The sequence below is a fragment of the Devosia sp. genome, from assembly GCF_017307495.1.
In the GTDB taxonomy this organism is placed as follows: Bacteria; Pseudomonadota; Alphaproteobacteria; order Rhizobiales; family Devosiaceae; genus Devosia_A.
The window spans coordinates 104042-114937 of sequence record NZ_JAFKHE010000026.1 but is presented as its reverse complement, the minus strand read 5'-3'; the positions used below and the strand labels follow the sequence as shown (position 1 = coordinate 114937).

10 protein-coding genes are annotated in these 10896 nt (G+C 67.3%); 1 reads left to right on the top strand and 9 read right to left on the bottom strand.

Translation table 11 applies throughout. The features are described 5' to 3' along the window. Positions 1-438: 438 nt before the first annotated feature. From J0I99_RS16955 to J0I99_RS16920, 8 genes are all read right to left on the bottom strand, one after another. Complete coding sequence (locus tag J0I99_RS16955; RefSeq protein ID WP_291398721.1) at positions 439-942, bottom strand: ATP F0F1 synthase subunit B; 504 nt, start codon at positions 940-942, stop codon at positions 439-441. Between the two features lie 5 nt (positions 943-947). After that, positions 948-1592, bottom strand: a complete 645-nt coding sequence (locus J0I99_RS16950; RefSeq protein WP_291398720.1) for a F0F1 ATP synthase subunit B — start codon at positions 1590-1592, stop codon at positions 948-950. 84 nt (positions 1593-1676) lie between these two features. Next, positions 1677-1904, bottom strand: coding sequence for a F0F1 ATP synthase subunit C (locus J0I99_RS16945; protein ID WP_291390538.1), 228 nt, complete (start codon positions 1902-1904; stop codon positions 1677-1679). Between the two features lie 63 nt (positions 1905-1967). Next, positions 1968-2723, bottom strand: coding sequence for a F0F1 ATP synthase subunit A (locus J0I99_RS16940; RefSeq protein WP_291390536.1), 756 nt, complete (start codon positions 2721-2723; stop codon positions 1968-1970). A 25-nt stretch (positions 2724-2748) separates the two neighbouring features. Further along, entirely contained in the window at positions 2749-3138 is a 390-nt protein-coding gene (locus tag J0I99_RS16935) for an AtpZ/AtpI family protein (protein ID WP_291398719.1), read from the bottom strand. A gap of 334 nt (positions 3139-3472) precedes the next feature. Continuing rightward, complete coding sequence (locus tag J0I99_RS16930) at positions 3473-6931, bottom strand: AAA family ATPase (protein WP_291398718.1); 3459 nt, start codon at positions 6929-6931, stop codon at positions 3473-3475. A 24-nt stretch (positions 6932-6955) separates the two neighbouring features. Further along, positions 6956-7615 (bottom strand): thioredoxin domain-containing protein, encoded by a 660-nt coding sequence (locus J0I99_RS16925; RefSeq protein WP_291390532.1) that lies wholly within the window; start codon positions 7613-7615, stop codon positions 6956-6958. 167 nt (positions 7616-7782) lie between these two features. Then, on the bottom strand, positions 7783-8316 hold the full coding sequence (locus J0I99_RS16920) for a DUF721 domain-containing protein (protein WP_291398717.1): 534 nt from the start codon (positions 8314-8316) through the stop codon (positions 7783-7785). A 94-nt stretch (positions 8317-8410) separates the two neighbouring features. On the opposite strand from J0I99_RS16920, the gene J0I99_RS16915 reads away from it, so the two are divergent. Next, positions 8411-9448 carry an A/G-specific adenine glycosylase gene (locus tag J0I99_RS16915; RefSeq protein ID WP_291398716.1) on the top strand — a complete coding sequence of 346 codons (1038 nt, stop codon included), beginning with the start codon at positions 8411-8413 and terminating at the stop codon, positions 9446-9448. 68 nt (positions 9449-9516) lie between these two features. On the opposite strand, the gene J0I99_RS16910 is transcribed toward J0I99_RS16915, so the two are convergent. Further along, the gene (locus J0I99_RS16910) at positions 9517-10647 is read right to left on the bottom strand and encodes a site-specific DNA-methyltransferase (protein WP_291398715.1); all 1131 of its coding nucleotides are present in this window, start codon (positions 10645-10647) and stop codon (positions 9517-9519) included. Between the last annotated feature and the right edge of the window lie 249 nt (positions 10648-10896).

Genomic DNA, 10896 nt, shown 5'->3' with positions numbered 1-10896 from the left:
TTGACAGCGGCTCATCCGGCGAACCGGACCATGCCGCGCGTGCTTTGAGCCTGGGGCAGCACGACTGCCACCCCACCCAACCTCCCCCGCACCAACCACTCGTCATGATCTCGCTTCGGTGCAGCGGACGAGGGGGAGAATCGCACGGGTGGAGGTGAGGGGGACAAGATTCTGTGCGCCACCGCCAAGCCACTGATATTCCCGTCACTCTCGGTGTCATCCCTGCGAAAGCAGGGATCCGCGTCGCCGCCGGCGCGGGTTGCAAGTTGGGTCCCGGCTTGCACTGGGATGACAGCTGTGGGTGGGCGGGATTGTGCACCACACTCTCCGGCCTGCGCCGGAATGACGGGGTGGGGGATGCCGGGTGCCGGGTCTCGGCATCGGCGCAAAAGAAAGGGCCCGCTTGCGCGGGCCCTCATCTGCAGCGTTGTACCAAGCTCAATTCAGCTGGGCGGCCACGTCCTTGATGGCCTGGTCGATCAGTGCGTCGCCCTTGGTGGCGACCTGCTTTTCGAGCAGCACGCGGGCGGCCTCGACAGCCAGATCGGCCGAGCGGGCGCGGACTTCGGCGACGGCCTGGGCTTCCGCCTGGGCGATCTTGTCGGTCACCGACTTCTCGCGGCGGGCAACCATGGCCTCGAGCGACGCCTTGGCCTCGGCAGTCAGGCGGAACGCCTCTTCGCGGGCAGCCGTAACGATGCCCTCGGCTTCCTTCTCGGCTTCCTCGCGACGGCGCGCATAGTCGTCGAGCAGGGCCTTGGCTTCGGCGCGCAGCGCTTCAGCTTCAGCGAGGTCGGTCTCGATCTTCTTGATCCGGTCGTCGAGCATCCCGGCGATGGTCTTGTGGATGCCAAAGTAGATGGCGATGCCGATGAAAATGACGAGGGCAATCGTCGCCCAGATGGTGGCGCCGGTGGTGGCGTCGAATCCGAAGCTCCACATGGGCCTTACTCCTTGTTGACCGCGGCGACCGCCGCCTTGGCTTCGGCTGCCGTGGCAGAGCCGGAGATCCTGGCAACGAGTGCCTGCGCCGTCTCGGCCGCGATGGTCGCCACATTGGCGAGGGCCGCAGTCTTGTCGGTAAGGATGCGGGCCTCGGCCTCGGTCACACGCTTGCTCAGCTGGGCCTCGACGTCGGCGCGGCGGCCTTCGATGTCGGCCTTGATGCCGGCGCGGGTTTCCTCGGCGATGGCATGGGCGTTCTTGCGCGCCTCGGCCAGGGCCGCCTCATAGGCTGCCGCCGCCTTCTCGGTCTCCTGACGGAGACGTTCGGCTTCCTTGAGGTCGCCTTCGATGCGGGTGCGGCGCGTCTCGATGATCGAGCCGATGCGCGGCAGGGCCACGCGGCTCATCAGCAGGTAGAGCGCAGCAAAGCACAGGGCCAGCCACAGCAACTGGCTGCCGAAGCTCGCCGGATCGAAGGGCGGAAACACCTCCGAATGCGCCTCGGTCGAGGCATGCGTGCCTTCGGTGCCATGAGCGGCATCCGTAGCAGCGTGCTCCTCAGCGGGGGCAACGACCGTGCCCTCCTGAAGCGCATCGCCGGTTTCGGCCTGCGCCACGTAAATGATGTCTTGGGCTGAACCCGCCATCTTGGATACCCTTTGCGGCCGGAAGAGCCCCGGATCTAGACCCGAAGCCCGTGTTCAGTCAGCGTATCGCTGCCTGTCGCGAAATCAGACTGCGAACAGCAGCAGAAGGGCGATGAGGAACGAGAAAATGCCGAGAGCTTCGGTCACGGCGAAGCCGAAAATCAGGTTGCCGAACTGGCCCTGGGCGGCTGCCGGGTTGCGCAGGGCGCCCGACAGGAAGCTGCCGAAGATGTTGCCCACGCCCATCGCCGCGCCGGCCATGCCGATTGCTGCGATACCTGCACCGATATATTTAGCTGCTACTGGATCCATTGGTCTTCTCCATTTTGCGACCGATTGACGGCGCTTGCCGCCGTCTCACTGTGAACCGGCCGATCAATGCCCCGGATGGATGGCATCGTTGATGTACATCGAGGTCAGCACTGCAAACACGTAGGCCTGCAGGGCCGCGACGAGGAATTCGAGCGCCGTGATCGCGACGGTCATGATCAGCGGCAGCAGTGCACCGAGCCAGCCGAGGAAGCCAAGGCCGCCCAGGGTGACGATGAAGCCCGCGAACACCTTGAGGGTGATGTGACCGGCGAGGATGTTGGCGAAGAGACGAACGCTGAGCGAGATCGGGCGCGAGAGGAACGAAACGAACTCGATCGGCACCACGATGGGCAGCACGTAGGCGGGAACGCCCGACGGCACGAACAGCTTGAGGAACTTGAAGCCGTTCTTCCAGAACCCGTAGATGATGACCACCGCAAACACCAGCATCGCCAGCGCGAAGGTGATGATGATGTGGCTGGTGACGGTGAAGAAGAACGGGATCATGCCGAACATGTTGGCGACGAGCACGAACATGAACAGCGAGAACACGAACGGGAAGAACTTCATGCCGGCCTTGCCGGCCGAGTCCGACACCATCTTGGCGACGAACTCGTAGAGCATCTCGGACACGAGCTGCACGCGGTTGGGAACCAGCGCGCGCTTCTGCGTCGAGAGGATGAGGTAGGCGGCGATGAGGCCGACCGTCAGCACCATGAACAGTGCCGAGTTGGTGAAGGAGATGCCGCCGTCACCGAAGGAAACGATATCGGTGATCTGGAACTGGTGGATCGGGTCGACTTTATTCGGATCGGCCAACTGCTGTTCCTTCAGGCTAGCGCCTTCACTCGTCTTCTGCGTCGTCCGGAACGCGCATGGCGTCCGTGGGCGGCGGCGCCGCCCGGTTCATTTCAGCAGTGGAGCGCACCACATTGAGCACGCCCGCCGCAAAGCCGACCAGCAGCATCACCAGCAACAGCCAGGGACTGGTCTTCAGCCACAGGTCGAGCAGGTAACCAAGACCTGCGCCAACCAGGATGGCCGCAATGAATTCCGAGCCAAGCCGCAGGCCGCGGCTCAATCCGGACATGTCCCGGTTGGTCGCAGCAATATCCGCGTCACCCGGCACATCCGCCTCGACCTGCGCCCGCTTGATGCGCGCCGCCAGGTCGGACGTAAGGGGTCCCGGTTTTCCATCACTCGAAGGACGCTTGGTACCGCGTGACTCTGTCATCCCGCTCTCCCTTGCGCCTCCGGACCGTAGCTGAAACTGGAGCCCCTGAAGTCGCGGGCAACATAGTGGCGCCCCCGAATGGTGTCAAGGCTGTGATAAGCGCCATAAGTCGTTGAAATAACATACAGTTTCCGGGCGGCGAACAGGTGTGACATTGAGTCATTCGACTCTGGCCGTGGCGATTGGGGCGAGTGTGGGGCAGTGACCGGGGCGCGGCGCGATCCCAAGGCAAGCCCCTCCCTCCCCCTTGAGGGGAGGGAATGAGGGAGGGGGTGGTTCGGCGGATCACTGATGGACCCCCACCCCCCACCCCTCCCCTCAAGGGGGAGGGGAGCTAGCTCGCCTGCCGCACGGCTTCCTCTGCGCCCTTCAGGTCGACCGATACCAGCTGGCTGACGCCCCGCTCGGCCATGGTGACGCCGAACAGCCGGTCGACGCGGGCCATGGTGATGGGATTGTGGGTGATGACGAGGAAGCGCGTCTCGGTGCGCTGGCGCATGGTGTCGAGCAGGTTGCAGAAGCGCTCGACATTGGCGTCGTCGAGCGGGGCGTCGACCTCGTCGAGCACGCAGATCGGCGCCGGGTTGGTGAGGAACACCGCGAAGATGAGGCTCATCGCGGTGAGGGCCTGCTCGCCGCCGGACAGCAGCGTCATGGTCGAGGGCTTCTTGCCGGGCGGGCGCGCGATGATCTCGAGACCCGCCTCGAGCGGATCCTCGCTTTCGACGAATTGCAGTTCCGCCGTGCCGCCGCCGAACAGCGAGGTGAACAGCTCCTGGAAGTAGGCGTTGACCTTCTCGAACGCCTCGTTGAGCCGCTGCCGGCCCTCGCGGTTGAGGCTCTGGATGCCGGCACGGAGCTTGGCGATGGCCGCGATCAGGTCGTCGCGATCCTTGACCATGAGGTCGAGCTTCTCCCGAACCTCCTCGGCTTCCTTCTCGGCCCCGAGGTTGACGCCACCCAGCCGCTCGCGCTCGGCCTTCAGCCGCTCGACCTGGGCTTCGACCTGGCTTTCCTGCGGCAGGGCGTGTTCCGGTCGGATGCCGGCCAGTTCGGCGGTGCGCGACGCCTCGATGTTGAGCGTTTCATGCACCTGCCGCTCGATCTGATGGCGCTGTGCGATGAGGCCCTTGATGCGCTCCTCGACACGCGCCAGCTCGGCACGGAAGCCGGACAGGGCGTCGTGGGCGAGGCGCTGGGCGCGGTCGGCCTCGCGATGACGATTCTCGCCGACGCTGAGCGCATCGGTGGTCGCCTTGTGCGCCTCGCGCGCGGCGTCGATCTGCCGGTCGAGCGCGAAGCGGCGCTCGGCAAAATCCTCGGGCGAAGCCTGGAGCGCCGCGATCTGGTCGCGGACTTCGCCGGAGCGGGTGTCGAGGGTGGCGAGCTGGGCCGCGGCGCTGTCGCGGCGACGGGTCCAGGCAGCGACGTCGGCGGCGAGCTGGCCGAGGCGCGACGCGCGCATGCGGGCGGCAGTCTCGAAGCCGCCGAGCTTGAGCCTGGCATCGTCGGCCTTGCCGCGCAGTTCGGCGAGCTGCGCCTGGCGGGTGGAATAGAGGCCTGCCGCCTCCGATTCGTCGGCAGATTCGGCGACCAACCGCCCGGCCTCGGTGACCGCGGCGACGGCTTCGGCGCGGCCGGCCTCGAGGCGGGTGCGGGTCTCTTCGAGCGCGGCCTGGCGCGTCGTCAGGTCGCCGATGGCGCGCTGCGCCTTGTCGAGCTCGGCCTGCGTGGTGGCGATGTCGCGCTGCGCCGCGCGCCAGGCCTCGCGCTTGCTTCGCTCGTCATTGCGCGCGGCGGTGAGTGCTTCGGTAAGGGCGGTGGCGTCGGCTCGGCGGCTGTTGCGGCGATTGCGGGCCTCGGCGATCTCCGTCTCGAGCTCGGCGAGACGGTTGCGCTGCGCCAGCTTCTCGGCGGCGGCGGTGGGAGCATCCGCCGCGGCGACGAAACCGTCCCAGCGCCAGAGCGCGCCCTGTTTGCTGACCAGCCGCTGGCCCGGCTTCAGCTCGCCCATCAGGCGGGCGCCATCGGCAGCATCGACGATGCCAACCTGGGCGAGGCGCCGGGCGAGCAGCGGGCTGCCCGCGACGAACTCGGACAACGGCGTCGCGCCAGCGGGCAGGGCGGGGTCGTCGCCGGCGGCGGCGCCGGCCCAGTGGAGCGGCGCACCGGCGTCCGACGAGGCATCGAGATCGTCACCGAGCGCGGCGCCGAGGGCGGTTTCGTAGCCCGGTGACACTTTCAGCTGGTCGACGATCGCCGGCCACTTGCTGGCGCCGCCATGGTTGAGGATGCGCGTCAGCGTCTGCGCTTCGGCCTCGAGCCGGTTGAGCGCCGCTTCGATCTGCTGCACCTCGGGCCGGATGGCATCGGCTGCGGCCTGTGCGGCGCTGGCGGCGGCCTCGGCCGCCACGGCATCCGCCTCGGCCGAACCGGCACGCGCCTGCGCCTGTTCGAGCGCCGCGCGCCTGGCGGCAAGCGTGGCATCGGAGGCGAGCGTACGAGACAGCTGTTCGGCCTCGCGCACGACATCGGCGACCTGCGCCTCAAGCCGCTGCGCGCGGGTGCGGGCCTCGCTCACGCCGCGTTCGGCGGCCGCGCGGCGAGCGCGGAGCTGGGCCAGGGCCTCGGCGGCGGCGCGGGCCGCGAGGTCGGCCGTCGCGACTTCGGCCTGCATGGCCTCGGCGGCGACGCGGGCGGCCTCGAGCGCCTGCTGTTCACCGGCGGCTTCGGCCTCGAGCTGGGTGCGCTCGGCAGCGGCGGACTTCAGCGCTTCGTCACTCTCGCCGACGAGGGCGCGTTCGCGCACGGCATCCTGCTCGATCTGCTTCAGCCGCTCGTTGAGTTCGGTCAGGCGGGAGGCGGCGCGCCGAGCCTCGTTATCGAGCTGCTCGGCCAGGATGGTGAGCCGCTGCAACGCTGCCCCGGCCGCCGCTTCGGATTCGCGCAGCGGTGCCAGCGCCTTGTCGGCGAGGAATACGAGCTTCTGCGCCTCGAGCTCGGTGTGCTGTGCCTCGGCCAACTCGCGCACCAGCTTGGCCTGTGCCGCCTCTGCGTCCTTCTCGTTGAAGCGCGCGGCGATCCAGCGGATGTGGAACAGCGTCGCCTCGGCCTTTCGGATGTCGCCCGACAGCGCCCGGTAGCGCACGGCGAGCCGGGCCTGCCGCTTCAGCGTTTCGAGCTGCTGCTCGACCTGCGCGATGATGTCGTCGACGCGCTCGAGGTTCTGCTCGGCGGCGCGCAGGCGCAACTCGGCCTCGTGACGGCGGGAGTGGAGGCCGGAAATGCCGGCAGCCTCTTCGAGTAGGGCGCGGCGCTGCTGCGGCTTGGCCGCGATCAGCTCGCCGATCTGGCCCTGGCGGACGAGGGCGGGCGAATGCGCGCCGGTCGAGGCATCGGCGAACAGCAGCTGCACGTCACGGGCGCGGACTTCCTTGCCGTTGACGCGATAGACCGAGCCTTCCTCGCGCTCGATGCGGCGGGTGACCTCGAGCACGTCGGCATGATTGAGCGGGGCCGGCGCGGTGCGATCGGAATTGTCGAGGACGAGGGTGACTTCGGCGGTGTTGCGGCCCGGCCGGCTGCCCGAGCCGGAAAAGATCACGTCGTCCATGCCCGAGGCGCGCATTGCCTTGTACGAGCTTTCGCCCATCACCCAGCGCAGCGCTTCGACAAGGTTGGACTTGCCGCAGCCATTGGGCCCGACAACGCCAGAAAGACCGGGCTCCAGGTGGAGCTCGGTCGCATCGCAGAAGGACTTGAAGCCGGTGAGCTTGAGGCGCGTGAACTTCATCGCGCGCCCCACGGGGCGCGACGCTTAGGCGAGTAGCGGATCGATTTCGGCCTTGAGAGCCTCAAGCGAAGTCTCCCCCGACAGCATCTTGCCGTTGATGTAGAAGGTCGGCGTACCCTGCAGCTTGAACTCGTCGAGAGCCTGCTTCTGCACCGCTTCCAGACCGGCGTAGAGGTCCTGATTCGTCAAGGCAGCGTCGTAGCTTTCCTTGGTGAAACCGAGCTGCTGGGCGATTGCGAAGATCGCGTCGTTCGGCGTGTTCGACGCCGCCCAGGTGTCCTGGGTCTTGAAGAAGGTTTCGACCACATCGTGGTACTTCGCCTCGCCGGCCGCCTCGGCCAGCATGAACACCACCGCATCGAGCACGTTGCGGATGAACGGGCGCGGGATGTACTGGATCTTGTTGGTGTCGATGTATTCCGCCTTGAGCTGCGGATAGACGTCGAGCGCGAAAGCCTTGCAGTGCGGGCAGGTCGGCGACAGGTACTCGATCAGCGTCACCTTGGACTGGGGATTGCCCAGCGCGTGGTCCTTGTAGTTGCCCGCCGGCGCCATCAGCTTGGCAGCGTCGAACTGCTGCGCCAGCGCGCCGGTGGCGCCAAACAGCAGCGACAGGCTCGTGCCCGACGCGGCGGCGAGCACGGCGGCGCCCGAGCCGATGAGAATGTTGCGACGGTTGGCCACGAGTTATCTCCATTTTTCGTTGCAGCCCGTATATCGCGCCGAACTTACGGGGGGCAAGTTCAACGGGCGATGAACAGTTCGAGAGGTGGCGGATTGGACGATGGGTCCCCTCAACCCCTCGCTGCGCGAGGTATCTGTCGCTCAAGGGGAGCGGAGCAGTGCGACGCCTACCGCATCTTCTTCCGCGCCATCGCCTGTCCCAGCTCGCGCAGCGCCTCGCGCACCCCGGGATCCTCCACGCGTTCGACCACGCGGCCGATACGGGCGCGCGTGACATCGGGAAGGGCCGGGACGGTTTCCGGCGCGGCCGCCTCGATGGCAAAGGGTGTGGCGCTGAGGCGCACCTGGCCGACGAGGAGATAACCGAAATAGCGGTTGATGGCGGACGCGACCCGCTGCCCTTCGTGCTGCAACGCGAGAGCGTGGCCGGGGTGGCAGCTCAGATGCAGTATGGCACCCTCGGCGCCCTTCTCGCCGCGCGGCCAGCTCAGCTTGTCCGGGCGGGTGACCTTGTCGTAGGGCGCTGGCGCCATGGCGGCCCAGTTGGCGACGATGTCGCGACTGGCAAAGCCGCGCTTCTTGAGGGCGGGATCCAGCGCGCGGCCAAGCGCCTCTGCGACGCCGACGGTGCGGTTGAGCCGCTTTGGCGGAGCGTCGTCCTTGCTCTTGTCCTTGGCTGGGGCTTTGGCTTTGTCGGCCACTGGTAACAACTTCCCGCTGCGGCTTGCGCGGCCGGAAACGGCGCGCCATCTGTTGCCCCCTATCATGCCAAATCCTGCTTTCTCGCAAAACCCCGTGCCTCTGGATGCCGCCGCCGTGCTCACCTGGTACGATCGCCATGCGCGCTCGCTGCCGTGGCGGACCAGCCCGGCCGACCGGGCGCGCGGCGTTAGCCCCGATCCCTATCGGGTGTGGCTCAGCGAGATCATGCTGCAGCAGACCACCGTTGCGGCGGTAGGGCGGTATTACGCCCGCTTCCTGCATCTCTGGCCGACCGTCGGTCACCTGGCCGCGGCGCCGCTCGAAGCAGTGCTCGTCGAATGGGCAGGCCTTGGCTACTACGCTAGGGCGCGGAACCTCCATGCCTGTGCGGTTGCCGTGGTCGAGCGGTTCGGTGGTCGCTTCCCGACCTCGTCGGAGGAGTTGCTGACGCTGCCGGGCGTGGGGCGATACACGGCTGCGGCGATTTCATCGATCACCGCCGACGAACGCATCGCGGTCGTGGACGGCAATGTCGATCGCGTGGTGGCGCGCTATTTGGCGCTCGACGTGCCTGTGCGCGAGGCCAAGGACCTGGTGCGCGAGTCGGTGCAACAAGCGGTGCCGGCGCGGGCGGGGGATTTTGCCCAGGCGCTGATGGACCTTGGCGCGACCATCTGCGCGCCGCGCAACGCTGCCTGCATCCTCTGCCCGCTCGAGCCCGGCTGCCGTGGCGCGAAGCTCGAACCGCTGGCCTATCCGGTCAAGGCCGAGAAGGCGGAGCGCCCCACCCGCTACGGCCACGCCTTCGTCATGCGCGATGCCGATGGCGACGTGTACCTGAGGACGCGGGCCGACAAGGGCCTGCTGGCCAAGATGACCGAGACGCCGGTGTCGGAGTGGACTTCGGACCGGCGCCCGGTTGTCCCGCCGCTGTCGTCCGACTGGCAGCATCGCGGCCAGGTGGTGCACGTGTTCACCCATTTCCGGCTGGAGCTCGAGGTGTGGACGGCAGTAGTCGCCGAGACCGGGACGCTGGCGGACGGCTGGTGGGCCGACCCGCGCGAACTCGACGCCGAGGCGCTGCCCAGCGTGTTCCGCAAGGTGCTGGTGGCGGCTGGGGTGGACGAATGAGCAAAAACAGGCCGCCGGCACGTTTCGGTGCCGGCGGCGATGCTAGCCTGGTTGATTGGAGGTCAGGATCAGGCTGAAAGGCGGCCCATCTCGGCGCGCACCTGGGCGCGGAAATCGTCGATGGGCGCGAGGCGGCTACCCTGGCGGGCGTGCCAGAAAGTCCAGCCGTTGCAGGCTTCGGCGCCCTGGACGAGCGCGCCGACGCGGTGGATGGAGCCCATGTGCTGGCCGGAGACAAGCGACCCGTCGGCCCGCACCAGAGCGCTGAAGCGCTGGCGCTCGTCGTAGAGTTCGGTGCCCGGCGCGATCAGCCCCATCTCGACCAGCGAGCCGAAGGCGACGCGCGGCGCCTGCCGCTTGGGCACGGCGGTCTCGATGGCGCCGGCGCTGAGCGGCCGGATCGCCGCGATGCGCTTCAGCGCGCCGGCGATGTAGGTATCCTCGCGCTCGATGCCGATGAAGTGCCGGCCGAGCTTCTTGGCCACGGCGCCGGTGGTGCCGGTGCCGAAGAAGGGGTCGAGCACCACGTCGCCCGGCTTGGTCGTTGCGGAAATGACGCGGTAGAGCAGGGCTTCCGGCTTCTGCGTGGGGTGGAGCTTTTCGTCGTCCTCGCCCTTGAGGCGCTCGGCGCCGGTGCAGATCGGGAACAGCCAGTCCGAGCGCATCTGCACGTCGTCGTTGGCGAGCTTGAGCTGCTCGTAGTTGAAGGTGACGCGGGACTCCTTGTCCCTGGCGGCCCAGATCAGCGTCTCGTGCGCATTGGTGAACCGGGTGCCGCGGAAGTTCGGCATCGGGTTGGCCTTGCGCCAGATGATGTCGTTGAGCATCCAGAAATCGAGATCCTGGAGCGCCGCGCCGACGCGGAAGATGTTGTGGTACGAGCCAATGACCCAGATCGCGCCATCGGGCTTCAGGATGCGCCGCGCCGCCTTGAGCCAGGCGCGGGTGAAGATGTCATAATGGGCGAAGCTGTCGAACTTGTCCCAGGCGTCGTCGACGCCATCGACCCGCGACTGGTCGGGACGCGTCAGCCCCTGCTCCAACTGGAGGTTGTAGGGGGGATCGGCAAAAATCAGGTCAACCGAGCCGGCCGGCAAGGCATTCATGTGTTTGATGCAATCGCCCACAAGGATGGTGTCGATGGGGAGCAAGCTCCCCTCCGCATCGGCGGTGGCCGCCGTACGCGCGGTACGCAACATTACTCGAACCCTGACGCAGTACTAACGGGATCGGTTGTAAGGCGTTAGGGTTAAAAGGGATTTAAGCGTCGAGGTTAGCAAGACGTTAAACCCTCGGATAGGGGCAGGGGCAGCGATCCCACCCCGCCTACCAGTTGTGACCCCTGCGAAAGCAGGGACCCGACGCTCCACCGGAGTCGGTTGAAGTCTGGGTCCCGGCTTTCGCCGGGATGACGTCGAGTGGGAGGTGGGCCTGGGAAGACTTGCTGC

Bases quoted from the DNA above. Each gene is read 5' to 3' on its own strand.
- J0I99_RS16955 (WP_291398721.1), bottom strand. From the start codon at position 942: ATGTGGAGCTTCGGATTCGACGCCACCACCGGCGCCACCATCTGGGCG.
- J0I99_RS16950 (WP_291398720.1), bottom strand. From the start codon at position 1,592: ATGGCGGGTTCAGCCCAAGACATCATTTACGTGGCGCAGGCCGAAACC.
- J0I99_RS16945 (WP_291390538.1), bottom strand. From the start codon at position 1,904: ATGGATCCAGTAGCAGCTAAATATATCGGTGCAGGTATCGCAGCAATC.
- J0I99_RS16935 (WP_291398719.1), bottom strand. From the start codon at position 3,138: ATGACAGAGTCACGCGGTACCAAGCGTCCTTCGAGTGATGGAAAACCG.
- J0I99_RS16930 (WP_291398718.1), bottom strand. From the start codon at position 6,931: ATGAAGTTCACGCGCCTCAAGCTCACCGGCTTCAAGTCCTTCTGCGAT.
- J0I99_RS16910 (WP_291398715.1), bottom strand. From the start codon at position 10,647: ATGTTGCGTACCGCGCGTACGGCGGCCACCGCCGATGCGGAGGGGAGC.